Source organism: Streptomyces triticisoli (assembly GCF_003270085.1).
GTDB classification, from domain to species: Bacteria; Actinomycetota; Actinomycetes; order Streptomycetales; family Streptomycetaceae; genus Streptomyces; species Streptomyces triticisoli.
In genome coordinates, this window is record NZ_QFDQ01000251.1 from 1 (window position 1) to 26608 (window position 26608).

A 26608-nucleotide genomic window follows, 5' to 3' on the forward strand; every position below is an offset into this window, starting at 1 on the left:
GATGCCGTCCGGGCGTCGCTCTGCGGCCTCCCGTCGCACCGTTGTCGCCCGCGCCGCCCGCGCCGCCCGCGCCGCCCGCGTCGGGCGGGGCGGGCCGGCGAGGTCCCGGAATCGACGACTGCGGAGCGGAAGGGGTCAGTCGCAGTTCGTATTCGCCGGTGTGCGGATTGAGTACCCATTGGTCTGCGGGATCGATGTTGTCCGCCCGCCCACGGCCTTGCGCGTCCACGGTCGTCCGAATCCTCCGTTGGGGCCACGCGGCGCCTCGCTCCCTCAAGGCGCTCGGTTCTGCTTCACAGTGCTCGACCCCAGGAAGACCTCGCGGTCGGTAGCACCGGATCGCTCACACTATCCGGCAGGTTTGGCATCGAGCGACGCCCGTGACAAATTCCACTTCCCTACAAGTGGGCAATCCGCCCATTTCCTTGGACAAAAGTTCGCCTCTGGCCGAGGTTTTACGCACGGGAGCTCTCCATCGTGGTGTGTCGCGGTGGAACGCCGGGTGGGTGAGGGGTGTATCCCGAGGTTCCCGGCTCGGCTGCCATCGCTGTGCGCACGGTCAAATGTCTACTGAACGTAGCTGCTCGACTGCGCAGAAGAATCCTCGTCGCCCGTGGGAATCCGAATCGCCGGAAGGTGAATTGGTGCTGTTTGTTCCCGAATCCCGCGGTACTTCCGCCGCGTCATCTCGCCGTCGCCGTGACCCGTTCCGATTCGATGCGCTGGGCGAGTGCGTCCTCGGAGAGGTGGTCGAGGTTGCGGCACAGAACGACGGAGGCGCCGACGGCGAGGGGCGCGTACAGACCCGCGATGAGGCCCTCCCAGGTGTCGTAGGGCAGCGCGGACAGCAGCCGGGAGCCGGGGCCCGTCAGGTCCAGGGCGGGGGCGTCGGCTCGGGCGCGCTCCACGACCTCCGCCGCCGAGTACTCGGCCCCGGCCACGATCAGGGCCGGCTCGTCCGGGTCCACCGGGGCGAAGGGCGCGAACGCGTCGCCCTGCCCCGGCACCTCGACGGCGTAGTCCGCGAAGCCCTCCGGCGGCTGCGGGAACCGTCCGCCGAGCGGCCGCAGCGCCAGCGCCACCCGCTCCCCGGAGCAGGCCCGCGCCGCGTCCAGCGTGTCCGGGCCGCTGACCACGACGTCCGCGGCCCCCGGGTCCCCGCCGACGTCCGCGATCGTGCCCACCGACGCGCACGCCAGCAGCCAGACCGCCGTCTGCCAGTGCGCCGGCAGCAGCAGCGCGACCCGGTCGCCGGGCTCGGCGGCGAGGTCACCCTGGAGGAGGTTCGCGGTCTTGGCCACCCAATTGGCGAAGGTGGCCACGGACAGTTCGACGCGTTCGCCCGTGGCGTCGTCGTAGAAGGTCACCAGAGGGCGTCCGGGGTCCGCGGCGAGCGCGGAACGCAGCAGGTCGGCAGGGGTGCGTTCGGTGGAGTTCACCCGTGCAAGCGTACGCGGCGCCGCGCCCGCGCACGGTGTGGCGGGGGCATGTGCGGGGGAGTGGCGCGCCACCGGTTCGGCCCAACCGTGGCCGACGGGCCGTCAATTCCCCAATGGACATATTTGTGTGATTATGTTCAAGATCGGGGGCATGCGTCGATACGGATTTCTGGCGTCCTCGATCGGTGTCACCTGCACGGCCGCCCTCATCCTCGCGCCGGGCCTTCCCTCCGCCACGGCCACGGCGGGACCGACGCCGGCCACCGGGCCGTCGGCCGTCCCCGGCAGCACCCGGTCCCTGCCCCTCCTGCCGCTCACCCGCGACCGCTCCCGCGCCGCCCTCGAACATGGCCTGCGCCGCACGGGCGTCCGCCACTTCTCACTGGTCGGCGTCATCTGGGACGACCCGGACACCGAGCTGCACGGCAGCGTCCGGATCCGTACGCGCTCCACCGTCACCGGCACCTGGTCCGACTGGCAGGACATCGACACCCACAACGCCGACCACGGCGCCGACCCCGGCACGGCCGAGCACGCCTCCGGGCTCGTGCACGGCGCCACCGCACCGCTGTGGGTGGGTGAGTCCGACGGCGTCGACGTACGCGTGCGCGTGGACACCGGGGACCGCGACAGGGGTGCCGCGGCCGGCCCGTCGGTCACGCTGCCCTCAGGCCTGCGCCTCGAACTCGTCGACCCGGGAGAGGAACCCCCGCCGCAGGGCTCCCAGGCCGACGCCTCGCGCACCGGCGAGCTGAGCGAGGAGGCCACCGCGGCCTCCGCGGCCAACGCCGGACTCGTCCCGCTCGGCGCCACCGAGATCCCCGCGCTCGACCGCGAGGACACCGAACGCGAACTGCTCGCCCTGCGCGGCGGCGAACCCGCCCAGTACGGCGGCGAGCTGACGGAACGCCTGCGCGCCAAGCCGTACATCGGACCGCGCCCGCGCATCGTCACGCGCCGCGGCTGGGGCGCGGACGAGTCACTGCGCGGCCGGGGGTTCGTCTATTCCAAGAAGATCGCGGCGGCGTTCGTCCACCACACCTCCTCGGGCAACAACTACAGCTGCGCGCAAGCCCCGTCGGTCATCCGCAGCATCTACCGCTACCACGTCAGGAGCATGGGCTGGCGCGACATCGGCTACAACTTCCTCGTCGACAAGTGCGGCACCCTCTACGAGGGCCGCGCCGGTGGTGTGGCGAAGGCGGTACTGGGCGCCCACACCATGGGGTTCAACACCAACAGTGTGGGGATCGCCGTCATCGGCTCCTACGGCGGGACCAAGCCGTCCTCGGCCGCCGTGACGGCCGTGGCGCGGCTGACGGCGTGGAAGCTCGGTCTGTACGGGATGAATCCGAGCGGAAAGACATATCTGACGTCCGGCGGTGGCAACCTCTACCAAAAAGGAAAGAGCGTACGCCTGAACGTGATCTCCGGCCACCGGGACGGTTTCTCGACCGACTGCCCCGGCCGGCAGCTCTACGGCAAGCTCGGCACGGCCCGTTCGTCGGCGGCGCGCTACCAGGGCCGCTGAGGAAAGAGCCGGGGGAGCCGGGGAGTCGGACAGGGCTTCGCATCCGGCGGTCCCCGGCCGCTGCGGCGACCGCCTGATCCTGCCCACGGCCGTCGTCGCCCCCGACGCCAAGCTGTCCGGCGGCACGGTGGTCGGCGAGGGCGCGTTCGTCGCCGAGGGCGCGCGGGTCTTCGGCAGCACGATCCTGCCCGGCGCCGTCATAGAGCCCGGCGCCGTCATCGCCGACTCCCTCATCGGAACCCACGCCCGCGTCGGCACCCGCTCCGTCCTCACCGGCGCCGTCATCGGTGACGGCGCGGTGGTGGGCGCCGACAACGAGCTGAGGGACGGGGCGAGGGTGTGGTGCAACGCGCGGATCCCCGCGGGGGCGGTGAGATTCTCCTCGGACCAGCCGTCGTAGCGTCGCAGCTCGCCGTAACTGCGGGCAGTCGTGCCTCCCCCGAGCTCTTCGAGCAGGGGGGATCCCCAGAGCGATGGGGGTCCCCCCTGCTCATGGGGGTTCCCCCTGTTCGAGCGGGGTCGAGAACTTGGGGGAGAAGCCGAGAGCCTGGGGGAGGGTGGGCCGGGGACTCCTGCTCGAAGAGCTTGGCGGAGGTACCCCGCAAGCGCGGTGAGCGGCTGGTCGTCGCTCGTCAGTCCACGGGCGTGCGTGCCGACTGGGGCGGCACGGGCGGGCGCCGGGGGTCCCCCTGCTCGAAGAGCTCGGGGAAGCAGCCCGTCAGCGCCGGGCTGCGCGGCTCGCGTGACGGCAGGGCAACACCGGGCACCGGCCAACGCGGGTGAGCCGACCGACCTGACGGCACCCCAACGCCCCGCACCTCAAAGGCGGCCGATATTGCCGCGAGGCATCCGCGGCCCCCGCCGCCCGGGCATCCGCCCGCTCAACAGAATCAACCGAGCAGCCCGATGCCGCTGCCCCGCATACGGCTCGAGCAAGCGCAGCATCTCCGCGTCATCCGCCCCCCGGTTCCCCGCCAGCGCGAACCCCACGATCCCCGGCAGGTGCAGATCCCCGACCGTCACCGCATCCGCCGCCCCATGACTGCGCTGCACGGTCTCCGCCGACGTCCACGGCCCGATCCCGGGCACCAGCTCCAACCGCTCCTGCGCCACCGCCGGAGGCATCCGTACCGCCTCCTCCAGCCGTGCGGCGACCCGCACCGCCCGCAGCACCGTCGACGCCCGCTTGTCGTCGACCCCGGCCCGGTGCCACTCCCACGACGGAATCAGCGCCCAGGCCCGCGGCGCCGGCATGACGTACATCCGCCCGGGCGCGGGCCCCGGCGCCGGCTCCCCGTACTTCCGTACGAGCGTCCGCCACGCCGCGTACGCCTCGACCGTCGTCACCTTCTGTTCCAGGATCGACGGGATCAACGACTCCAGCACCAGCCCGGTCCGGGTCAGCCGCAACCCCGGCCGCCGGTGCCGGGTCAGCGCCAGCAGCCGGTGCCGCGGCTCGAACAGGGACGGGTCGTCGGCGGCCCCGAGCAGCTCGGGCAACTGCTCCAGCAGCCACTCGGCCCCCGGCCCCCACGCCTCCCCGCGCACCTGCCCGCCACGCGCGGACACCCGCAGCGTCCCGGGCCCGAGCGGCGTCCGGCCGGCTCGCCACACCGACCCGTCGGGCATCGCCCGGAACGTGGGATCGCCCGGGCCCCGCCGCAGCGGCCCGAGGACCAGCCTCAGGTCCAGCGGCCCGTCCGGCGCCCACGTCCGTACCCGCTCCGGCGCGGTGGTCTGCCGCGGCACCTCCGCGGACGCGCCCCCGGGCGCGCCGGCCTGCCCACCGCGCACGGTCGTCGTACGGGTGGGCCGCGGAGCGAAACGTCCTGCCACGAAGGAGATCCAGGAGGGTCGAAGGTACCGAAGAAGCTCTACGAGCCCAGGCGTTCATGCGGGAATACGGACGAAGCGGTCACAGCGAGGCCGTTCACAGCGGGACAGTTCACAGCGAGACCACGAACGTCTCCGCGTCCCGCTCCGGCCGCGGCTTCGGCGGCCCGGCCGGATGCCCGACCGCGACCGCCCCCATCGGATCCCAGTCCTCCGGCAGCCCCAGCACCTCGCGCACCACGTCCCGGCAGAACATCGTCGAGGACACCCACGCCGAGCCGAGCCGCTCCCCGGCCAGCGCGACCAGGAAGTTCTGCACCCCGGCCCCGGCGGCGACCACGAACATCTCCCGCTCGGCGCCGTCCCGCCGCTCGTCGCCGTACACGTGCGAGCCGTCCATGACGAGGCACGGCACCACCAGGTAGGGCGCGTTGCGCAGCACGTCCCCGCGCCGGATCCGCTTGGCGATCGACTCCTCGCTCCTGCCGTCCCGCCGCAGGTCGGCGATCCAGGCGTCCCGCATCGCGTCCAGCAGGCGCGTCCGCGGCTCCTCCGACTCCAGCAGCACGAACCGCCACGGCGTGGTGTGGTGCGGCGCGGGCGCGGTCACCGCCGCGGCCACCGCGCGCCGTACCGCGCCCGGGTCGACCGGTTCGTCGGTGAAGGACCGTACGGTACGCCGCTGGGTCACCGCCTCCCGTACGGCCTCGGAGGTGCCGAGCCGGAACATGTCGTCGTGCGCGTCGCGCACCATGGCCCGTGCTCCCTCCCCGTGCTCCTCGGTCACCACGTGTCCCAGCCCGCGCACCACGGCGACGGGCAGCCCGGCGGCCTTGCCCTTGACCAGGTCGCCCGCGGCGGCGAGTTCGTCGGCGGTGGCGACGACGGTGGCGCTCAACGGATTGCCGTGCGCGTCCGTGCCGCCGCGAAGATCGTCCAGCACGTGTACGCCCGCGGCGCCGATGGCGACGTCGGTGAGCCCGGTGCGCCAGGGCCGCCCGAAGGTGTCGGTGACGAGCACCCCGACCGTGATCCCGAGGGCGTCGCGCAGGCCGTCCCGGATCGCGCGCGCGGACGCGTCCGGGTCCTCGGGCAGCAACAGCACCGTGCCGGGAGGGGTGTTGGAGGCGTCGACTCCGGCGGCGGCCATGATCAGCCCCTGCCGGTTCTCCACGATCCGCAGCGGCCCGCGCCGGGCCACGACCCGTACGGTCTCCGCGTCGATCGCGGCCTCCCGGTCGGCCGCCTCGGTGATCCGGCCCTCCGCCTTGGAGACGATCTTCGAGGTGACGAGGAGTACGTCCCCGTCGGCCAGAGCGGGCTCCGCGGCCGCGATCAGCTTCGCCAGGTCGTCGCCCTGCCGCACCTCGGGAATCCCGGCCACCGCCCAGACCCGGAACTCCGGGGTGGACGAGTCCCCCCGCGCATGCGCCGTCGTGCTGCTCATGCTTCCCGCACCTCCTCGGCCAGCGTCAGCGCCTCCCGCGCCATCCGGGCGGCGGCGTCGACGTCGGTCATCATCAGCGGCACCGCCCGGCACCGGATGCCGGCCGCCTCGACCCGCTCCACCGAGGCCGCGTCGACGGTGTCGACGAGCCAGCCGTCCAGCAGCCCCGAGCCGTAGTGCTCGGCCACCGCCGCGGCCGTGGCCTCCACGCCGACCGCCGCGAGGACCTTGTCGGCCATGCCGCGCACGGGCGCGTCGCCGACGATGGGGGACAGGCCGATCACCGGTACCCCGGCGTCGGCGATGGCCTCCCGGATGCCGGGCACCGCGAGGATCGTGCCGACGGAGACGACGGGGTTGGACGGCGGGAAGAGGATCACGTCCGCCTCGGAGATCGCCTCCAGCACCCCGGGCGCCGGCTTCGCCTGCTCCGCGCCGACCGGCACGACCGCCTCGGCCGGCACCGACGCCCGCAGCCGCACCCAGTACTCCTGGAAGTGCACCGCCTTGCGCTCGCCGTCGATCTCGACCGCGACATGGGTCTCCACGCGGTCGTCGGTCATGGGGACCAGCCGCACGCCCGGCTTCCACCGGTCGCACAGCGCCTCCGTGACCGCGCTGAGCGGATACCCGGCGCCGATCATCTGGGTGCGCACGATGTGCGTGGCGAAGTCGCGGTCGCCGAGGCCGAACCAGTCCGGTCCCACGCCGTACGCCGCGAGCTCCTCCTTGAGATGGAAGGTCTCGTCGGCCCGGCCCCAGCCCTGCTCCTCGTCGATGCCGCCGCCGAGCGTGTACATCACCGTGTCCAGGTCCGGGCAGACCTTCAGCCCGAAGAGGTGGATGTCGTCGCCGGTGTTGCCGATGACCGTGATGTCCGCGTCCGGCACGGTCCGCTTCAGACCACGCAGGAACCGGGCACCACCGATGCCGCCTGCCAGAACCACAATGCGCATGGGACCCAGTCTTGCAGGCGGGTGCGACAACGCGGCACACGGTCACTGCCGCGGCACACGCTCGTCCGGGGACGGCTCCGGGCGGGCCTCAGGCGCTGACGGAGTCCAGCGGGCCGCGTGCGGCCCCGGCGCACCGGGCGGAGCGCGCGGAATGCATGGGCATCTCGGTCAGGCCGGGGAAGTACACGTGCAGGCTGACCGCCGGCTCCAGCGTGTCGTTGACGACCTCGTGCGCGTACCCCGGCGCGAACACGCGCTGCATGCCGGCGCCCACGGCGCGCGTGCCGCGCTCGGTGCGCTCGGTCAGTTCGCCGTCCAGGACCGTGAGGACCCCGGAGGAGGGGCCGTGGTCGTGCAGTCCGCTGCCCTGCCCGGGCACCCAGGACAGCAGCCACACCTCGTAGCCGATTGGGGTCTCCCCTGCTCGAGCGGAGCCGAGAGCTTGGGGAACGGTGCGCAGCCGGTGGTACCAGCGGGTCGTCGCGTCGTAGCGCACGAGGTGCTCCCAGTGGGCGCGGTCGGCGGCGATGGAGCGGGCCAGGCCGACGAACTCGGCCACGGTGGACGGGTGCTCGCGCGGGGCCTGGAGCAGGTGTGGGACTTCGAGGATGTCGCCGGCGATCTGAAGGTCGCTGTCGCTGTTCATGGGGGGTGGGGGTTCCTCGGTGAAAGGAGATCGGAGGGAACGGGCGCCGAACGCGGAGGGGCTCGGACGACGGCTGGAGCACGCGTGCGCGTGTGGGGCTCAACAGCCGGAACAGCAACAGCTACAGCGAGCGCGGGCAGCACCGAGGGACCCGGCGGTGCGGGTCGTGGTGAGTGCCGAGTTCGCGAGCATGCCCACTAGGACAGCGGTTCACACCATCACTGTCAACTTGACGCCCGGAATGTGGGACATGTTTCACCTCATCCGGTTCATCTCGCAGGCGAAAGGTTTGCTCATGGGGTGACCGGGACACATGGCGCACATGCCGGGCGCGCAAGCGCCGTTGCGATCCTGTGATCCGACCGTGATCCGGTCCGCTTCGGCGCGTGTGTCGGAACGAGAACGAAGTCCTGGGCGTCATCACCTGTGCGGGCTCCGTACAGGGGTGCGAAGCCCTCGGGCCTCGGCTATGTGTCTGGGTTTATGCTGATTTGAACACTTTCTGGAGGGGCTTGGTTCCGGAGAGTGAATAAGGGGCCCAATAGCAGATCTCGGCTTGACTCGCCCGGAGCAGCACACTTGTAATTTCACTCGTGTCGTTCAGCCGGGACAGGTAACGGCTGCATCACGGGGACGCGAAAGACAGACGAGGGGCGCACATGACCGAGCTGGTGCAGCAACTGCTGGTCGACGACGCGGACGAGGAACTCGGCTGGCAGGAGCGCGCGCTGTGCGCCCAGACCGACCCCGAGTCCTTCTTCCCCGAGAAGGGCGGCTCCACCCGCGAGGCCAAGAAGGTCTGCCTCGCCTGCGAGGTCCGCTCCGAGTGCCTCGAGTACGCCCTCGCCAACGACGAGCGCTTCGGCATCTGGGGCGGCCTGTCCGAGCGCGAGCGGCGCCGGCTGAAGAAGGCGGCCGTCTGACCGCACACTTCGCGCACATTCCCATACAAATGTCACGAACGGCCCGTCGCAGGTGGGTTATCCACAGGCGGCGGGCCGTCGTCCTGGCCAGCCGATAGTGTGGTCGCTCGTCCGAGACGCCCCCTGCTCCCACCGGGCACGGGCGTCCACCGCAGTCCACCGAACCGGGGCCGTATTCTCGATGTCCGTGCCCAGCCATACGGCAGCCCACTACGACGTCGCTGCCGCAGCGCCGTCCGACCCCGCGCGCGCGGCGGCGTCCGACCCGAGCGGCGCGCCGGAATACCCGAGGCACGTGGTCACCGCCGTGCTCGTCTCCCACGACGGCGCCCGCTGGCTGCCCGACGCGCTCGACGGCCTGCTCGGCCAGGAGCGCCCCGTGCAGTACGCCGTGGCGGCCGACACCGGCAGCGCGGACGGCTCCGCGCAGGCGGTCACCGACGCCCTCGGTGCCGACCGCGTGCTGCACCTGGCCCGGCGCACCGGCTTCGGCCAGGCCGTCGAGGAGGCGCTCCACGCCGCCCCGGTCCTCACTCCGGACGACCTGCCGTACCTCAAGCGCCCCAGCGGCTGGGACCCCGTCACGCGCACCTGGCGCGACGACGCCTACGACCTGCCCGAACTGCCGTACGGAGAGCCGGTGCAGTGGCTGTGGCTGCTGCACGACGACTGCGCCCCCGAACCCGACGCCCTGGCCCAGCTGCTGCGGGTCGTCGACAACGAGTACGAACTCGGCCGCGACGACGTGGCGATCGTCGGCCCCAAGCTGCGCGGCTGGTACGACCGCAGGCAGCTGCTCGAAGTGGGCGTCAGCATCGCCCACTCCGGCCGTCGTTGGACCGGCCTGGACCGCCGTGAACAGGACCAGGGCCAGCACGACCACGTACGGCCCGTGCTGTCGGTGTCCACCGCCGGAATGCTGATCCGGCGTGACATCTTCGAGGAGCTGGGCGGGTTCGACCGCCGGCTGCCCCTGATGCGCGACGACGTCGACCTGTGCTGGCGTGCCAACGCCGCCGGTCACCGCGTCCTGATCGCTCCCGACGCCGTCGTACGACATGCCGAAGCCGCCTCCCGCGAGCGCCGCACCGTCGACTGCGTCGGCCGCACCGCCGCGTCCCCGCACAAGGTGGACAAGGCCGGCGCCGTCTACACCCTGCTCGTCAACACCCGCACGGCAGCGCTGCCCTGGGTGCTGCTGAGGCTCGTGCTCGGCACGCTGCTGCGGACGGCCGCCTATCTCGTCGGCAAGGTGCCGGGACAGGCCGTCGACGAGATCCGCGGTCTGATGGGCACACTCCTGCGGCCCGAGCGGATCGTCGCCGGCCGGCGCAGACGCGGGAAGCCACAGGTCGACAAGGGCGAGATGCGGCCACTGTTCCCGCCGCCGGGCGCCACCGTCCGCGTCACCGTCGAACAGATCGCGAGCAACCTCGTCGGCCGCTCCGACCCCGAGCTCTCCTCGGCCGGCCGGCACGGCGGCGCGGTCGAGTCCGGGCCCGGCGGCGAGGACGCCGACTACCTGGAGATCGAGCAGTTCGCCCGTCTCAAGCGCATCGCCCGCAAACCCGGCCCGTTGCTCTTCCTGATGTTGCTGCTCGTCTCCCTGGTCGCCTGCCGCGGCCTGCTCGGCGGCGGCGCGCTCGCGGGCGGCGCCCTGCTGCCCGCTCCGGCAGACTCCTCCGAGCTGTGGTCGCGCTACCTCGACTACTGGCACCCGGTCGGCGCCGGCGGCACCCCGTCCGCGCCGCCGTACCTGGCGATGGTCGCGATGCTGGCCTCCCTGCTGCTGGGCTCGGCCGGTCTCGCGGTCACCGTCCTGCTGGTCGCCTCCGTGCCGCTGGCCGGGTTCACGGCGTACTTCGCCTCCCGCCCGCTCGTCCCCTCGCGCCTGCTGCGCGCCTGGGCGGCCGTCGTCTACGCCTTCCTGCCCGCGACCACCGGCGCGCTGGCCGGCGGCCGCATCGGCACCGCGGTCCTGGCCGTGCTGCTGCCGCTCGTCGCCCGCGCGGGCATCGCAGCCGGAGGCCTGGTCAACACATCCGGGGCCCGCGGCAGTTGGCGCGCCACCTGGGCGTACGCCCTGCTGCTGACCGTCACCACCGCGTTCACGCCCATCGTGTGGCCCATCGCGCTCGTCCTCGGCCTCGGCGTGCTGGCCGTGCGCCGCGGCGACATCATGGCGTACGCACCGCGCTTCCTGGCCCAGTTGGGCACCCCACTGCTGGTCCTCGCCCCCTGGTCGCTGACGCTGCTGCCGTTCGGCTTCTTCCAGGAGGCCGGGCTGGAGTACGGCTCCTCGGCCGCCTCCGCCCTCGACCTGCTCGGCGCCGACCCGGGCGGCCCCGGCACGGTGCACGGACTGATGCTCCTCGGCATCGTCCTGGCCGCGCTGGCCGCCCTGCTGCGCACCGAGCGCCAGTTCGCGATCTGGACGGCGTGGGCGGCCGCCCTGGTGGCGCTCGTCTTCGCGGTGCTGTCCAACGGCTCCCCCTGGGCCGGCCCGGCCACCCTCGCCTACGGCCTCGCGCTCCTGGCCGCCGCCGTGCTCGGCGCCGACGGGGCACGCGCGCGCGTGGCCGAACAGAGCTTCGGCTGGCGTCAGCCGGTCGCCGCGCTGATCGCCTTCGCCTCGGTCGCGGGCCCCCTGCTCGTCGTCGCCGGCTGGATGATCCGCGGCGCCGACGGACCGGTTCAGCGGCGCGACCCCGTGCAGGTGCCCGCGTTCGTCGCCGAGGAGAGCAACACCCGCGACCAGGCCCGCACCCTGGTCCTCGACAGCGACTCGCCCGGCCACGTCGGCTACATGCTCGTCCGCGGCTCCGGCGCCCGCATGGGCGATGCCGAACTGGCCGCGGCGAACGGCGGGAACAGCACGCTCGACAAGGTCGTCGCCAACCTCGTCGCCGGCTCCGGCGCCGACCAGGCCGGCCAACTCGGCGGCTTCGCCGTGCGCTACGTCCTCGTCCACCAGGGCGCGCCCCGCGAGGTCAGCCGCGTCCTGGACGCCACGCCCGGCCTGACCCGGCTCAGCCAGCAGGACGGCAGCGCCCTGTGGCGGGTGAACCAGGAGGTGTCGCGCGCCGCCATCGTGCCCGCCTCCGGCTCCGGCGCCGCCCAGCCGGTCGCCGCCGGACCGGTCGAGATCCACACCACGATCCCGTCCGGGGCCGAGGGCCGCGTGCTGCGCCTGGCCGACTCGGCCGACGCGGGCTGGACGGCCACCCTGGACGGAAAGCCACTCACCCGCACGACGGTGGACGGCTGGGCCCAGGGCTTCGGACTGCCCGCCTCCGGCGGGAAGCTGGACGTCACCTTCGACGACCCGATCGGCCACACCGCCTGGCTGTGGGGCCAGGGCGCACTCGCCGCCGTCCTCGTCGTGCTGGCCCTGCCCGGTCGGCGCCGCGACATCGACGACGACCTGCCCGAGGAGGAGCTCGACCCCGCCCAGGCCGTTGCCGGGGAGGGCCGCCGGGCCCGCCGGCTGCGCGCCCAGGCGGAGGCCGAGGAAGCCGGTCAGGAGGAGCAGGAGGACTTCGATCCGGGACCGGACGGACCGGTTGGACCGGATGGACCGGACACGGTGTCTCCTCATTCCCAGGAGGAGGCTCCCGCCGCCGTTCCGCACCAGCAGTCCTACGGCGAGTGGGACACCACCGCCTACGCGGGGACCGGAGCCGAGTACGGCGCCTACGGCGGCGAGCACTACCAGGGCGCCCAGCCCCAGCAGTACCCGGCGGGCGCCTACGACCAGGCGTACCCGGCCGACCCGTACCAGGGCGGCCAGTACGACCCGTACGCGTACGGCGGCCAGGCCCCCTCGGCGCCGTACGACCAGGCGTACCACCAGGGGTACGAGGAGCCGTACGACCCGGCCCACCACCACCCGCACGGCAACGGCAGTGAGCGCCCCGACGGGAGCCAGCAGTGAACCGCACAACCCTGTCCCTGATCGCCGGCGTGGCCGCGCTCGCCGCCGTCACCGGATTCGCCGCGCTGGACACACCGGACGCCGCGGGCGCCGGCCCCGCCGAGGCGGCCGCCCAACTGCCCGTCGAGCGCACGACCCTGGTCTGCCCGACGCCGAGCAGCTCCGACATCGCCGACACCTCGTACACGTCCTTCACCCCCGTGACCCAGGGCACGGGCAGCGAGGGCAAGGCCCGACTCCTCCCCGCCACCGGGCAGTCGGCGACGGACGCCGACAACGGGAAGGACGGCTCCAAGGACAAGGATGACAAGGGGGACAAGGACGGCGGCGGCAGCAAGAAGCAGGCCGTCAAACCCGTCCTGGAGCCCAAGGAGCCCGGCACCCCCGTCACCGGCGACACCTCGGGCGCGGACGCCCCCGCGCTGATCGGCACGGCCGAGGGCAAGTTCGCGCCCGGCTGGACGATGCAGCAGACCACCGAGGTCGCCGTGGGCGCCGGCCGCGGCCTGCTGGGCGTCAACTGCACCGCCCCGGACACCCAGTTCTGGTTCCCGGGCGCGAGCACGGCCGCCGGCCGCTCCGACTACGTCCACCTGACCAACCCCGACGACTCCGCGGCCGTCGTCGACATCGAGCTGTACGGCAAGGACGGCGCCGTGAAGTCGGCTGTCGGAGAGGGCATCACCGTTCCGCCGCACTCCAGCGAGCCGGTCCTGCTGTCCACGCTCGCCGACGCCCCGCAGGAGGACCTCACCGTGCATGTGAGCGTGCGCAGCGGCCGGGTCGGTGCGGCAGTGCAGGCCCTCGACGACAGACTGGGCGGCGACTGGCTGACGGCGTCCGCGGACCCGGCGGGCAGCCTGGTGCTGCCGGGCATCCCCAAGGACGCCACGTCCGTACGGCTGGTCGCCTTCGCGCCGGGGGACTCCGACGCCGATCTGAAGGTGCAGCTGGCCTCGCCGTCCGGGCTGATCACGCCCGCCGGGCACGAGACGGTCCGCGTCAAGGGCAGGATGACGACCGCCGTCGACCTCGGTGAGATCACGCGCGGGGAGGCGGGCTCACTGGTGCTGACGCCGACCTCGCAGTCGGTGCCCGTGGTCGCGGCGCTGCGGATCGTCCGGGGCAAGGGGGACAAGCAGGAGACGGCGTTCATCCCGGCGACGAGCCCGATCGGGACGCGCGCGACCTCGGCCGACAACAGCGCCAAGGGATCGACGCTCTCGCTGACCGCTCCCACGGCCACCGCGCAGGTCAGGGTCACCGCGTCGGCGGGCAGCGGAGGCGGCGCACCGGAGTCGGAGACCTACACGATCAAGGCGGGCAGCACCCAGGACATCACCCCGCCGGTGCCGTCCGGTCTGAAGGGAACGTACGCGCTGACGGTGGAGCGCCTGTCCGGCGGCCCGGTCTACGGGGCGCGGACCCTCGAGACGACGCGCGTGGGCGTCTCCGCCTTCACGGTCCAGACGCTGCCGGACGACCGGGGGACCGTGGCGGTGCCGCGGGCGGAGCAGGACCTGTCGGTGCTGCAGAAGTGAGGCGGGCGCCCCGGACGGCGCCCCGGGCTCAGTCCTCGTCGTACCGGGGGTCCACCGTCTCCGGGGTCAGCCCCAGCAGTTCGGCCACCTGCTCGACGACGATCTCGTGCACCAGGGCGGCCCGCTCGTCGCGCCCCTTGGTGCGGATCTCCACCGGCCGCCGGTAGACCACCACACGCGCGCGTCGCCCGTCGTGCGAGGCGATCGTGCCTCCGAGCGGCACCGCCTCGTCGCTCCAGGGCTGCCCCGGCCGGTCCAGCCGCGGCACCTCCAGCACGAGGAAGTCGATGTCGGCCAGTTGCGGCCACCGCCGCTCCAGGCGGTCCACGGAGTCCTGCACCAGGTCCGCGAACGCTTCGGCACGGCTCGCCGCGAGCGGCACCTGCGGCGGTGCGATCGGGCCGCGCATGCCGCGGCCGTGGCGATCACGTCGTCGGGGCCCGGGGCCAGTGGCACGGGGCGGTACACGGTTGTCCATCACTGCTGAAGGGTAGTCGCCGGCGTCCGCGCGTGCCCCGGCCCCGACGGCCTGTCGTCCGGTGACCATTCCAGCCAAGATTGGGCTCGATCCCGTATCGCTCCAAGCCCTTCCAAGACCGTCGACCGCAAGGCAAATGACGGTGTTTGTACCCAGTCGTGACCGGACCCAAGGTTGTTCGAAATCTCGACCGGAGACGTCCGTGCAGGTCAGCGAAGTGTGACAGATGGTGTGTGCCGGGCGTTTCACTCCGCGACACGGTGGGGTGGCCTGAAGGAGAGTCGTCGCGGCCCGCTCAAGAGTGCGGTACCGTCCAACATCGTGAGCCCTGTACGTCGCTGTTCGCGCACCGCTTGCGGCCGTCCTGCCGTAGCGACGCTGACGTACGTCTACGCCGACTCCACCGCCGTCCTCGGCCCTCTCGCCACCTACGCCGAACCCCACTGCTACGACCTGTGCGCCGAGCACTCCGAGCGCCTCACCGCCCCCCGCGGCTGGGAGGTCGTCCGCCTCCTCGACGGCTCGGCTCCCGCACGGCCCAGCGGTGACGACCTGGAAGCGCTTGCCAATGCCGTGCGCGAGGCGGCCAGGCCCCAGAAGCGGGCGGCCGAGGCCGGTGGCGGCGGCCCGCGCACGGCGGACCCGATGGAGGTCGCGCGCCGCGGCCACCTGCGCGTGCTCCGCTCGCCGGACAACTGACGCCGGGCAGCCGCGAACTCTCGTCACCGGGCCTTCGCCCGCCACCCGTCGCCGTACCCGCGCAAGCGCTTGTGCCCATGACGTGCGCTCGGTCCCTGACGCCACCACTGTCAGCAGGCACCGGTAGCTTGTGGTGACCGATAGGACTCCAGAAGGGTTGGCCGTGGCTGCTGATCTGTCGCAGATCGTGAAGGCGTACGACGTACGCGGAGTGGTCCCGGACCAGTGGGACGAGTCACTGGCCGAACTCTTCGGGGCGGCCTTCGCCCAGGTGACCGACGCGAGCGCCCTCGTGACCGGGCACGACATGCGGCCCTCCTCGCCCGGCCTGGCCCGTGCCTTCGCGCGCGGCGCGGCGCGGCGCGGCGTGGACGTCACCGAGATCGGGCTGTGCTCCACGGACCAGCTGTACTACGCCTCGGGCGCCCTGAACCTGCCGGGCGCGATGTTCACCGCCTCCCACAACCCGGCCCAGTACAACGGCATCAAGATGTGCCGCGCGGGCGCCGCTCCCGTCGGCCAGGACTCGGGCCTGGCGGAGATCCGCGAACTGGTCGGGAAATGGCAGGAGTCGGGCGCCCCGGACCCCGCGGAGCGACCGGGAACGATCACGCGGCGCGAAACGCTGGACGACTACGCGGCACACCTGCGCTCCCTCGTCGACCTGACCCCCATCCGCCCCCTGAAGGCCGTCGTCGACGCGGGCAACGGCATGGGCGGCCACACCGTCCCGACGGTCCTCGCCGGGCTGCCCGTCGACCTCGTGCCGATGTACTTCGAACTGGACGGCACCTTCCCCAACCACGAGGCCAACCCGCTGGATCCGGCCAACCTCGTCGACCTGCGCAGCCGGGTCCGCGCCGAGGGCGCCGACATCGGCCTCGCCTTCGACGGCGACGCCGACCGCTGCTTCGTCGTCGACGAGCACGGCGAGCCGGTCTCCCCGTCCGCGATCACCGCCCTGGTCGCCGCCCGCGAGCTGGCCAGGAACGGCGGCAAGGGCGTGATCATCCACAACCTCATCACCTCCTGGTCGGTCCCGGAAGTGGTGAGGGAGAGCGGCGGCACACCCGCACGCACGCGCGTGGGCCACTCCTTCATCAAGGCCGAGATGGCGCGGACGGGCGCGATCTTCGGCGGCGAGCACTCCGCGCACTACTACTTCAAGGACTTCTGGAACGCCGACACGGGCATGCTGGCCGCCCTGCACGTCCTCGCGGCCCTGGGCGGCCAGGACGGCCCCCTGTCGTCACTCGTGGCCCAGTACGACCGCTACGTCGGCTCCGGAGAGATCAACTCCACGGTCGACGACCAGACCGCCCGCCTCGCCGCCATCAGGTCGGCGTACGCCGGCCGCGACGACGTCACCCTGGACGAACTCGACGGCCTCACGGTCACCGCCGCCGACTGGTGGTTCAACGTCCGCCCCTCCAACACCGAACCGCTCCTGCGGCTGAACGCCGAGGCCCGCGACGAGGCCACGATGGCCAAGGTGAGGGACGAGGCCCTGGCCATCATCCGCGGCTGAGGCGCCGCAAGGGCCACTCCCGGCCACCCCGGGCGTGGCCCGGCGGCCCGGCCCGACCCCGCCACGCCGCCCTCACCGGCGGTACCCTGACCAGGCACGACCATACGACCGCACACACATCCACCCGCCCCGAAGGGAACGCCCATGCCGCTTGAAGCCGGCCTCCTGGAGATCCTCGCCTGCCCGGCCTGCCACGCCCCCCTCAAGGAGCAGGACACCGAGCTGATCTGCACCGGCCAGGACTGCGGCCTGGCGTATCCCGTGCGCGACGGCATCCCCGTCCTGCTCGTCGACGAGGCCCGCCGCCCCGCGTAGCGCGGACCTGTCCGTGGGAGACCCGCCGCCCCGGACGGACGGGGCCCGCCGCGCCCCCACAATCGACGACCCGGCGTTCGGAGCCCGATCGGAGACTGCCGCCCATGCTCGACGAATCGCTGCTCGACGACCCCGGAGGGCTCGCCGAGGCCGACCACCGCGGACTGCTCCGCGGTGCCGCCGAGGCCGGCGCCCGGGTCCGCACCGCCGCCCGGAACGCCGCCGAGGCCGGCGTGGGCGACCTCAAGCCCGACGGCCGCCCGCGCGCCGTCCTGATCGCCGGACCGGGCGCCGCCGCCACCCACGCCGCCGACCTGCTCGGCACACTCGCCGGAACCGGCAGCCCCGTCACCCGGCTGGCACCCACCGGTGTGGCCCCCGCCGCCGGCGCCCTGCGCTGGGAGCTGCCCGGCTGGGTCGGCTCCGTCGACCTGCTGCTGATCGCCACCCCGGACGGCACCGAGCCCAGCCTGTCCCTGCTCGCCGACCAGGCCTACCGGCGCGGCTGCACGGTCGTCGCCGTGGCCCCGGCCCGCACACCGCTCGCCGAGGCCGTCGAGGCCGCCCGCGGCCTGTTCGTACCGATGGCGACGGCGCCGTACGACCACGACGAACCCCTCGCCGGATCCGCCCCCGGAGTGCTGTGGGCGCTGCTCATCCCGCTGCTGGCGCTCCTGGACCGGGCGGGCCTGCTGACCGCCCCGCCCGACGCCCTGGAGAAGGTCGCCGACCGGCTGGACCACATCGCGGAGCGCTGCGGGCCCGCCATCGTGACGTACAGCAACCCGGCCAAGACGCTCGCCGCCGAACTCGCCGACGCGCTGCCCGTGATCTGGACCGAGGGCGTCTCCGCCGGCTCCGCCGGCCGCCGCTTCGCCGCCGGGCTCGCCGAACTGTCCGGCATCCCCGCGGTCGTCGCCGAACTGCCCGAGGCGCTCGCCGCGCACAGCGCCCTGCTCGCCGGTCCCCTGGCCGCCAGCGCCGACCCGGACGACTTCTTCCGCGACCGCATCGAGGAGACCCCCGCCCTGCACGCGCGCGTGGTGCTGCTCCGCGACCGCCCGCTCGGCGGCCTCACCGCCGCACCGGCCGCCCGTGACCTGGCCCTCAGCCACGACACGCCGATCAGCGAGCTGGAACCGGACCAGGGAGACGAAATCGAGACCCTCGCCGAACTGATCGCCGTCACGGATTTCACCGCCGTTTACCTGGCGCTCGCCTCCGGCGCCTGACCTGTCCTCGGCACCCCCGCCGGCAAGAACTGCAGAGAGAAGCCATGGACCGCCTCGACAACACCATCCGCCCCTACGCCTGGGGCTCCACCACAGCGATACCGCACCTGCTGGGTGTCGAGCCGAGCGGCGAACCGCAGGCGGAGATGTGGATGGGCGCCCACCCGGGCGCGCCCTCGCGCACCGGACGCGGCACCCTCGCCGAGGTCATCGACGCCGACCCGGAGCGGGAACTGGGCGCCAAGACGGTCGCCAGGTTCGGCCCGCACCTGCCCTTCCTGCTCAAGATCCTCGCCGCCGGCGGTCCGCTCTCCCTCCAGGTGCACCCCGACCTGGAACAGGCCCGGCAGGGATACGCCGACGAGGAGCGCCGCGGCGTCCCCCTCGACGCCCCGCACCGCAACTACAGGGACGCCAACCACAAGCCGGAACTGGTCTGCGCACTCACCGAGTTCGACGGCCTGTGCGGCTTCCGTGAACCGAACCGGGCCGCCGACCTGTTCGACGCCCTCGGCGTGGACTCCCTCAAGCCGTACGCCGACCTGCTGCGCGCCCGCCCCTCGGACGCCGCCCTGCGCGAGGTCCTCACCGCCATCCTCACCGCCGACCGCGAGGAGATGGCCGACACGGTCGCCGAGGCCGCGGCCGCCTGCGCCCGCCTCGGCGGCGACCACGCCCCCTACGCCGACATAGCCCGCCACTACCCGGGCGACCCGGGCGTCCTCGCCGCGATGCTCCTCAACCACGTCCGCCTGCAGCCCGGCGAGGCCCTCTTCCTCGGTGCCGGCGTCCCGCACGCCTACCTCAACGGCCTCAGCGTGGAGATCATGGCGAACTCCGACAACGTCCTGCGCTGCGGCCTGACCCCCAAGCACGTCGACGTCCCCGAGCTCCTGCGCATCGTCCGCTTCGAGGCCGGCGACCCCGGCATCCTGCGCCCGGAGGCCGCGGCGGACGGCGAGGAGGTCTACGACACCCCCGCCGACGAGTTCCGCCTGTCCCGCTATGTCCTGCCCGAGGGCACCACCGGCCACGACCTCACCCTCGACACCCCGCAGATCCTGCTCTGCACGGCCGGTTCCGTCCGGACGGGCGAGCACGAGCTGACCCCGGGGCAGTCCGCGTTCGTCCCGGCGGGCGAGAAGGCCGAAGCGTCCGGTGCCGGCACCCTCTTCCGGGCCACGGTCGTCGTCTGATCCCGCACGCGACGACCGGACGTACCGATGCCGGGGTCCCCTGTCCGACCGGGCTGCAACAATGACCCACCGGCAAAGCACGGGCAGAAGCCGGAACCGGCACAAGGACGACGGCGAGACGACGGCGAAGGGATTACGCGAACACATGAGTGCGTCAGGCGGCACCAAGGCGATCGTGGCGGCACTCGGCGCCAACCTCGCGATCGCGGTATCGAAGTTCGTGGCGTTCGCCTTCAGCGGCTCGTCGTCGATGCTCGCCGAGGGCGTGCACTCCCTCGCCGACTCCGGCAACCAGTTCCTGCTGCTGGTCGGCGGCAAGAAGGCCCAGCGCGAAGCCACCCCGCAGCACCCGTTCGGCTACGGCCGCGAGCGCTACGTCTACGCCTTCCTGGTCTCCATCGTCCTGTTCTCCCTCGGCGGCATGTTCGCCATCTACGAGGGCTACGAGAAGATCCGCCACCCGCAGGCGCTGGAGCACTGGTACTGGCCGGTGGGCGTCCTCGTCTTCGCGATCATCGCCGAGGCCTTCTCCCTCCGCACGGCCATCAGGGAGGCCGACGATCTGCGCGGCAAGCTGTCCTGGACGCAGTTCGTCCGCCGCGCCAAGGCGCCCGAGCTGCCGGTCGTCCTCCTGGAGGACCTCGGCGCGCTGATCGGTCTCGTCCTCGCCCTCGGCGGCGTCGGCCTCGCCCTGCTCACCGGCGACGGCGTCTGGGACGGGATCGGCACCGTCTGCATCGGCGTCCTGCTGGTGCTGATCGCCCTCGTCCTGGCCGCCGAGACCAAGTCCCTGCTGCTCGGCGAGGCCGCCGGCACGGACGTGGTCCAGCAGATCGAGGCCGCCATGGTCGACGGCGACACCGTCACCCGCATCATCCACATGCGCACGCTCCACCTCGGCCCCGAAGAGCTGCTCATCGCCGCCAAGATCGCCGTCCGGCACGAGGACACGGCCGCCGAGATCGCCACCGCCATCGACGCCGCCGAGGCCCGCATCCGCACCGCCGTGCCCATCGCCCGCGTCATCTATCTGGAACCCGACATCTACAGCGAGGCCGAGGCAGTCAAGGGCCCGGACCGCGAGGCGACCCCGGGCGGACCGGCGCCGCACCCCACCGGACACTGAGCCCGGCATCCGCCGCGGCACCCGCCGATCCCCCTCCCACGGCGGCGCCGTCCGCGTTCACGCCCGCATGGGCCACGGCGGCACGGTCGGCACCGCCTTCCGCCACCGTTCGGCCGGCGCCACGATCCCGAACCCGAGCCCGAGCAGGAGCGAGACAACCCCCGCGAACATCCCGATGACGATCAGGGCCGGTGCGGTGCGACTGTGGATGACCCGGCCCTTGACGGCCGGGGCGGGCACCGTCCCGCCGTGGTCGGCGGTGAAGAAACGCGAGTCGTGGGAGTTCGCCCTGTTGTCGCCCAACAGGAACAGGCGCCCCTTCGGGACCTTCACGCCGTACGCCTTGCGCGCCCCGTCGGCGTGGCCGTCCTTCACGTACGGCTCCTGAAGAGGCGTGCCGTTCACGGTGACCCGTGCCCTGCTTCCCTCACCCGTGCAGCACACCACGTGATCACCGCCCACCCCGATGACGCGCGCCATCACGTCGGCGGTGAAACCGTAGCGGTCCGGCGCGGAGAACAGCACGACGTCACCGCGGCGCACCTGGGTGCCGTCGACACGTTCGAAGAAGACCCGGTCTCCCTGCTTGTACGTCGGCGACATGCTGGGGCCCTGCAGGATGGATCCCCCATACGCCGCCCTCGCGTACCCGAAGGAGCCGAAGCCCAGCACCAACCCCACGAGTCCCAGCACCACCGCCGTGACCCCGAGTCCCCGCCCTCTGCCGGACATCCGTCCCCTCCCCGCGCGGCCCATCCGGGCCGCAGAGGGTAACGAAGTGTCCGGAGGCGGACTGGGGGCGGCCCGGCGCTCCGGTGTAGCTTGGGACGGAGCCAGACGTCGCTGCTGATGGCGGTCGGGCGGTCCGGGGACGGACCGGCCGAGGGAGAGAGGGCCTCCGACGGACTGCGCTGCGCGCACGCGGGCATACCTGTGTCCTCTTCGGGCACCCCAGTGTCCGCCGCCGCGCAGATCAGCCGTACCCACCTCGATCCGATCCCGAGGAGCAGCCCGTAATGACGACTGTCGACAGCCGACAGGACTTCAAGGTCGCCGACCTGTCCCTGGCCGAGTTCGGCCGCAAGGAGATCTCCCTGGCCGAGCACGAGATGCCCGGTCTGATGGCGATCCGCGAGGAGTACGCCGCCGCGCAGCCGCTGAAGGGTGCGCGCATCACCGGCTCCCTGCACATGACCGTCCAGACCGCCGTCCTGATCGAGACCCTGGTGGCCCTGGGCGCGCGGGTCCGCTGGGCCTCGTGCAACATCTTCTCCACCCAGGACCACGCGGCCGCCGCCATCGCCGTCGGCCCCGACGGCACCCCCGACAACCCGCGGGGCGTCCCGGTCTTCGCCTGGAAGGGCGAGACGCTCCAGGAGTACTGGTGGTGCACGGAGCAGGCGCTGACCTGGCCGGACAGCCCCACCGGCGGCCCGAACATGATCCTGGACGACGGCGGCGACGCCACCCTCCTGGTGCACAAGGGCGTGGAGTACGAGAAGGACGGCAAGGTCCCCTCGCCCGACACCGCCGAGTCCGACGAGCACCGCGTCATCCTTCAGCTGCTGACCCGCACCCTGGGCGAGAACCCCCAGAAGTGGACCCAGCTGGCCTCCGAGATCCGCGGCGTCACCGAGGAGACCACCACCGGCGTGCACCGCCTGTACGAGATGCACCGCGACGGCACCCTGCTCTTCCCGGCGATCAACGTCAACGACGCCGTCACCAAGTCGAAGTTCGACAACAAGTACGGCTGCCGGCACTCCCTGGTCGACGGCATCAACCGCGCCACCGACGTCCTGATCGGCGGCAAGACCGCCGTCGTCTGCGGCTACGGCGACGTGGGCAAGGGCTCCGCGGAGTCCCTGCGCGGCCAGGGCGCCCGCGTGATCATCACCGAGATCGACCCGATCTGCGCCCTGCAGGCGGCGATGGACGGCTACCAGGTCACCACCCTGGACGAGGTCGTCGAGACGGCTGACATCTTCATCACCACCACCGGCAACAAGGACATCATCCTTGCCTCCGACATGGCGAGGATGAAGCACCAGGCGATCGTCGGCAACATCGGCCACTTCGACAACGAGATCGACATGGCCGGCCTCGCCCAGATCCCCGGCATCGTCAAGGACGAGGTCAAGCCGCAGGTCCACACCTGGACCTTCCCGGACGGCAAGAAGATCATCGTGCTGTCCGAGGGCCGGCTGCTGAACCTGGGCAACGCCACCGGTCACCCGTCGTTCGTGATGTCCAACTCCTTCGCGGACCAGACCCTGGCCCAGATCGAGCTGTTCACCAAGCCCGGCGAGTACCCGACCGGCGTCTACGTGCTGCCCAAGCACCTCGACGAGAAGGTCGCCCGCCTCCACCTGGACGCGCTCGGCGTGAAACTGACCAGGCTTCGCCCCGAGCAGGCCGCGTACATCGGCGTGGACGTCGACGGCCCGTACAAGTCGGACCACTACCGCTACTGACCGGAGCCGGCGCCGGCACTGAGCCGCGCGCCGCGTCTCAGCCAGGTCCTCCGATCCGAGGCAGGCCCCCGCACCCCCGTGTCGGGGGCCTGCCCCTTTCGCCGGACCAGCGGTCCTCACGCACGCCGGACCGGATCGCCGAGGTGACCGGACCAGCCCCTCAGAACCCAGGACCCCCATGCCCCGCGGCCGTTATTCGCTTCACGATCCGCACGATCACACCCCTTACGCAGAAGAGCACTTCCAGTGCGCCCCCGGACCCTCCGGCTGGCGTTACATCTCCCAGCTGACCACCCCCTCGGGCGACCATCACGGCTCCGTCGACCTCGCCCTCGACGAACTCGGCCGCCCCATCCGCCTCGAACTCCACGCGGGGAGCTGGCAGGTGCGCGGCGCCGCCCTCGATGGCGTCACCTGGGTCCGCACCGACCCCACCGGCACCCATGCCACCGAAGGCAATGCGCGCGCCCACGCCTTCACCGGCACGTCCCCCGCGTTCCTCGTCGCCACCGCTCGTCTCCTGCGCCTCACCCCCTCCGCCGCCGCGACCCGCGTACGCCTCGTCCTCTTCACGGAACCGGTCCTCGCTCCGCGCACCGTGGACCAGTCCTGGGCCCTGGTGAAAAGAGAAGCACACGCCACTGACAACGGCCCCCTGACCGTGGACGAATACCAGGTCACAGCCCTGGACACCGGCGAACAGCACACCGTGCACATCGCCGGGGACGTGGTCCTGGCGGCCCCCGGCATCGAGCTCGAGGACCTCCAGTCGCCGCCGTCGGTCTTCGGCTCCTGAGCGCGAGGAACGCGAGGAGACGTAGGGAGCGCGAGGTGACAGGGACCGGGCCGGTCGGCCGGCTCAGGCAGGCGGCGCGAACCCGGTGCTCGGACGCTCGGTCCGCGCAGCGCCGGGTGCGGGAGTTTCCGGATGTCCGCCGGTGCCGTGTGCCGAGGACTCGGGACGGGCTCCGGCCGGATACGACGGCGGAGGCATGGTGGGCGACTGCGACTGCGACTGCGACTGCGACTGCGGCGCGGCAGGCGGCTGAGGTGTGGAGAAGTCGGATGCGCCGGCCAGGCGATCTCCCCCGTCGGCGGTCCTTTCCGCCGCCGGGCTCTTTCCGAACGTGCGCCGGGCCTCCCGGGTCTGCCGCTCCTGTAGTACCGCCGCCAGATACATGGCCGGCGGAACTCCGGCCGGTGCCGGAGTTCCGGTGCGGGAGGAGAGATCGGCGGCAAGCCGCTCCGCCATGCCCTGGCCGACCTGCGGGTCCAGCTGCTGCATCCGCGCCAGGTACTGCCGGATCGTCAGCCACAAGCCGTCGGGGACCGCCGACAGGTCCAGTGCCGAGAAACGCCCCGCCAGCCAGGGCGGAGGCGGAGGCACGAACGCCGTCGGCCCGGCCGGTACCCGCTCCCGCACGACCAGGGTGCCCGCGAACACGTCACCCAGCCGACGCCCGCGCGCCGACACCAGCGAGGCGATACACGCGACCGCCCCGAAGGTCATCAGAATCTCGACCATCCCGATCGCACCGCGCACCAGCGCGTGCCGGAACCGGATCGGCCCGCCGTCGTCCCTGACCACCCGCAGCCCGCACGCCACCTTCCCGAGCGACCGTCCGTGGCTGAGCGTCTCCACGGCTATCGGTCCCCCCACCAGCACGAGCAGGAACGTCGCGATCGACAGCGCCATCCGTGCCGCCTCGTCCAGGGAAGCCGTGGCAGCGACCACAGCCACGGTCACGGCGACGTAGGCCGCCACGGCCACGAGGAGGTCGAGCAGAACCGCCAGCGCCCTGCTGGGCAGCCTCGCAGGGCGCAACTCCAGCGCCACCGCCTCGCCCGTCACCAGCTCACTCACACCCGTCGTCCTTCCCTGGCCCGCCTTGAGAACGGCCAGTCTGCCAAGCTGAGGGCCAGCGCGCCGCAGTACGACAAGCTGACACAGCCGACGCGCCGTCGAACAACCAGCCGAGGAGCAGGCAGACCCGATGGACCTGGACGTCTTCGTCTCCGCCCACCGAGCCGAGTGGGACCGCCTCGACGCCCTGCTCCACCGTCGCCGCCTCACCGGCACGGAGGCCGACGAACTCGTCGTCCTCTACCAGCGCGCGGCGACCCACCTCTCCCTGATCCAGTCCAGCGCCCCGGACCCGCAGCTGACCAGCTGGCTCAGCCAACGCGTGGCACGCGCGCGGAGTGCCGTGACGGGAACCCGCCGTGCCTCGTGGCGAGACGTCACCCGCTTCCTGCTGGAGGGCTTCCCCGCGGCGGTCTACCGGACCCGCTACTGGTGGGTGCCCACCGCGGTCCTCTCCACTGTGGTCGCGGCACTCCTGGGATGGTGGATCGGTACGCACCCCGAGGTGCAGGCCGCGATCGCGGCCCCCAGCGAGCTACGGGAGCTCACCCGACCCGGCGGCGAGTACGAGACGTACTACTCCAGCCACCCCGCGGCCTCCTTCGCCGCCCAGGTGTGGACGAACAACGCCCGGGCCGCCGCCATGTGCCTGGTCCTGGGCGTCTTCCTGGGACTGCCTGTCCTGTGGATCCTCTTCGCGAACATGCTCAACCTCGGCGTCGGCATCGGATTGATGTCCTCGGCCGGCAGACTCGACACCTTCCTCGGCCTCGTCCTGCCACACGGCCTGCTCGAACTGACGGCTGTCTTCGTCGCCGCCGGTACGGGACTGCGCCTCGGCTGGACGCTCATCGACCCCGGCCCCCGCTCCCGGCGCACCGCCCTCGCCGAAGAAGGCCGAGCCGCGGTGGGCATGGCGATCGGCCTGGCCCTGGTCCTCTTCGTGTCCGGCGCCATCGAAGGCTTCGTCACCCCCTCGGGCCTGCCCACCTGGGCGCGCATAAGCATCGGTGTCGTCGCCGAGCTGTCCTTCCTCGCGTACGTCTTCGTCCTCGGCGGTCGTGCGGCCCGGGCCGGCGAGACCGGGGACGTGGAGGCAGTCGAGCGAAGCGCCACCGTGCCGACGGCCGCCTGATGTGCGTTTACGTCTGCTGAGCTGCTACTCTCCTCTTCGCCGCACCGGAGCCGTTGACACGGATCGGGTGCGGAGGTAGATTCGAACAGTTGCCTGGAGATGGACCTGGTCCTGATAGGCAGCAGTGAGCATCTGTCTGCTTCTGGAGACGATCACAACGTCGATCGCGAAGAAGCCCCTCCCGATGAATCGGAACGACGGCCGGTCAAACCGGTTCAAAAGTTCTGGTAAAGTCGGGGCCGCCGGAAAGGGAAACGCGAGAGCGGAAACCTGGAAAGCGCCGAGGAAATCGGATCGGAAGAAGATCTGGT

At 72.3% G+C, this 26608-nt stretch carries 22 protein-coding genes and 2 pseudogenes; 14 read left to right on the forward strand and 10 right to left on the reverse strand.

Annotated elements, in window-relative coordinates; translation table 11 throughout:
* Both DEP02_RS35100 and DEP02_RS29300 read right to left on the reverse strand, forming a co-directional pair.
* A pseudogene (locus DEP02_RS35100) lies at window positions 1–229 on the reverse strand (LCP family protein); the annotation flags it as partial.
* A 454-nt stretch (window positions 230–683) separates the two neighbouring features.
* Window positions 684–1439, reverse strand: coding sequence for a TIGR03089 family protein (locus DEP02_RS29300; protein WP_112470693.1), 756 nt, complete (start codon window positions 1437–1439; stop codon window positions 684–686).
* 133 nt (window positions 1440–1572) lie between these two features.
* Between DEP02_RS29300 and DEP02_RS29305 the strand changes: the two genes are divergently transcribed.
* Entirely contained in the window at window positions 1573–2970 is a 1398-nt protein-coding gene (locus DEP02_RS29305) for a peptidoglycan recognition protein family protein (protein ID WP_112470694.1), read from the forward strand.
* Window positions 2971–3001: 31 nt separating this feature from the next.
* Window positions 3002–3370 (forward strand): annotated as a pseudogene (locus DEP02_RS29310) (NDP-sugar synthase); the annotation flags it as partial.
* 419 nt (window positions 3371–3789) lie between these two features.
* On the opposite strand, the gene DEP02_RS29315 reads toward DEP02_RS29310, so the two are convergent.
* The 4 genes from DEP02_RS29315 to DEP02_RS29330 all read right to left on the reverse strand — a co-directional run bounded on the left by DEP02_RS29315 (window position 3790) and on the right by DEP02_RS29330 (window position 7852).
* On the reverse strand, window positions 3790–4806 hold the full coding sequence (locus DEP02_RS29315; protein ID WP_198668651.1) for a DNA-3-methyladenine glycosylase family protein: 1017 nt from the start codon (window positions 4804–4806) through the stop codon (window positions 3790–3792).
* Between the two features lie 109 nt (window positions 4807–4915).
* The gene (locus DEP02_RS29320) at window positions 4916–6250 is read right to left on the reverse strand and encodes a coenzyme F420-0:L-glutamate ligase (protein WP_112470696.1); all 1335 of its coding nucleotides are present in this window, start codon (window positions 6248–6250) and stop codon (window positions 4916–4918) included.
* The gene (cofD, locus tag DEP02_RS29325; RefSeq protein ID WP_112470697.1) at window positions 6247–7206 is read right to left on the reverse strand and encodes a 2-phospho-L-lactate transferase; all 960 of its coding nucleotides are present in this window, start codon (window positions 7204–7206) and stop codon (window positions 6247–6249) included. The genes DEP02_RS29320 and cofD overlap by 4 nt, the downstream gene beginning before the upstream one ends.
* A gap of 88 nt (window positions 7207–7294) precedes the next feature.
* A complete protein-coding gene (locus DEP02_RS29330) occupies window positions 7295–7852 on the reverse strand; it encodes a cysteine dioxygenase (RefSeq protein ID WP_112470698.1) in 558 nt (185 codons plus the stop codon).
* 659 nt (window positions 7853–8511) lie between these two features.
* On the opposite strand from DEP02_RS29330, the gene DEP02_RS29340 reads away from it, so the two are divergent.
* The 3 genes from DEP02_RS29340 to DEP02_RS29350 all read left to right on the forward strand — a co-directional run bounded on the left by DEP02_RS29340 (window position 8512) and on the right by DEP02_RS29350 (window position 14250).
* Window positions 8512–8775 carry a WhiB family transcriptional regulator gene (locus DEP02_RS29340; protein ID WP_003975777.1) on the forward strand — a complete coding sequence of 88 codons (264 nt, stop codon included), beginning with the start codon at window positions 8512–8514 and terminating at the stop codon, window positions 8773–8775.
* A 181-nt stretch (window positions 8776–8956) separates the two neighbouring features.
* Window positions 8957–12709: a glycosyltransferase family 2 protein gene (locus DEP02_RS29345; RefSeq protein ID WP_112470699.1), complete on the forward strand. Its 3753-nt coding sequence runs from the start codon at window positions 8957–8959 to the stop codon at window positions 12707–12709.
* Entirely contained in the window at window positions 12706–14250 is a 1545-nt protein-coding gene (locus DEP02_RS29350; RefSeq protein ID WP_112470701.1) for a DUF5719 family protein, read from the forward strand. Before DEP02_RS29345 ends, DEP02_RS29350 begins: the two co-directional genes overlap by 4 nt.
* Before the next feature lie 28 nt (window positions 14251–14278).
* Here the strand turns inward: DEP02_RS29350 and DEP02_RS29355 are convergent, their stop codons facing one another.
* A complete protein-coding gene (locus DEP02_RS29355; RefSeq protein ID WP_112470702.1) occupies window positions 14279–14728 on the reverse strand; it encodes a metallopeptidase family protein in 450 nt (149 codons plus the stop codon).
* A 321-nt stretch (window positions 14729–15049) separates the two neighbouring features.
* Here DEP02_RS29355 and DEP02_RS29360 point away from each other — a divergent pair, with 321 nt between their 5' ends.
* From DEP02_RS29360 to DEP02_RS29385, 6 genes are all read left to right on the forward strand, one after another.
* Complete coding sequence (locus DEP02_RS29360) at window positions 15050–15427, forward strand: DUF3499 domain-containing protein (protein ID WP_181446789.1); 378 nt, start codon at window positions 15050–15052, stop codon at window positions 15425–15427.
* Window positions 15428–15590: 163 nt separating this feature from the next.
* A complete protein-coding gene (locus DEP02_RS29365) occupies window positions 15591–16955 on the forward strand; it encodes a phosphomannomutase/phosphoglucomutase (RefSeq protein ID WP_112470703.1) in 1365 nt (454 codons plus the stop codon).
* Between the two features lie 144 nt (window positions 16956–17099).
* Window positions 17100–17270, forward strand: coding sequence for a Trm112 family protein (locus tag DEP02_RS29370; RefSeq protein ID WP_007382472.1), 171 nt, complete (start codon window positions 17100–17102; stop codon window positions 17268–17270).
* 104 nt (window positions 17271–17374) lie between these two features.
* Window positions 17375–18502: an SIS domain-containing protein gene (locus DEP02_RS29375; RefSeq protein ID WP_112470704.1), complete on the forward strand. Its 1128-nt coding sequence runs from the start codon at window positions 17375–17377 to the stop codon at window positions 18500–18502.
* Window positions 18503–18546: 44 nt separating this feature from the next.
* On the forward strand, window positions 18547–19698 hold the full coding sequence (manA, locus tag DEP02_RS29380; protein WP_112470706.1) for a mannose-6-phosphate isomerase, class I: 1152 nt from the start codon (window positions 18547–18549) through the stop codon (window positions 19696–19698).
* Window positions 19699–19843: 145 nt separating this feature from the next.
* On the forward strand, window positions 19844–20824 hold the full coding sequence (locus DEP02_RS29385) for a cation diffusion facilitator family transporter (RefSeq protein WP_112470707.1): 981 nt from the start codon (window positions 19844–19846) through the stop codon (window positions 20822–20824).
* A 57-nt stretch (window positions 20825–20881) separates the two neighbouring features.
* Here the strand turns inward: DEP02_RS29385 and lepB are convergent, their stop codons facing one another.
* On the reverse strand, window positions 20882–21556 hold the full coding sequence (lepB, locus tag DEP02_RS29390) for a signal peptidase I (protein ID WP_112470708.1): 675 nt from the start codon (window positions 21554–21556) through the stop codon (window positions 20882–20884).
* A gap of 284 nt (window positions 21557–21840) precedes the next feature.
* Between lepB and ahcY the strand changes: the two genes are divergently transcribed.
* Both ahcY and DEP02_RS29400 read left to right on the forward strand, forming a co-directional pair.
* Window positions 21841–23298: an adenosylhomocysteinase gene (gene ahcY / locus DEP02_RS29395; protein WP_112470709.1), complete on the forward strand. Its 1458-nt coding sequence runs from the start codon at window positions 21841–21843 to the stop codon at window positions 23296–23298.
* 178 nt (window positions 23299–23476) lie between these two features.
* Window positions 23477–24094, forward strand: coding sequence for a hypothetical protein (locus DEP02_RS29400; RefSeq protein WP_112470710.1), 618 nt, complete (start codon window positions 23477–23479; stop codon window positions 24092–24094).
* Between the two features lie 63 nt (window positions 24095–24157).
* On the opposite strand, the gene DEP02_RS29405 is transcribed toward DEP02_RS29400, so the two are convergent.
* The gene (locus tag DEP02_RS29405) at window positions 24158–25162 is read right to left on the reverse strand and encodes an RDD family protein (RefSeq protein WP_112470711.1); all 1005 of its coding nucleotides are present in this window, start codon (window positions 25160–25162) and stop codon (window positions 24158–24160) included.
* A gap of 130 nt (window positions 25163–25292) precedes the next feature.
* On the opposite strand from DEP02_RS29405, the gene DEP02_RS29410 reads away from it, so the two are divergent.
* Window positions 25293–26297 (forward strand): stage II sporulation protein M, encoded by a 1005-nt coding sequence (locus tag DEP02_RS29410; protein ID WP_112470712.1) that lies wholly within the window; start codon window positions 25293–25295, stop codon window positions 26295–26297.
* Window positions 26298–26321: 24 nt separating this feature from the next.
* Here DEP02_RS29410 and DEP02_RS35105 read toward each other — a convergent pair.
* On the reverse strand, window positions 26322–26608 hold a 287-nt coding region (locus DEP02_RS35105; RefSeq protein WP_232839329.1), incomplete at its 5' end, for a hypothetical protein.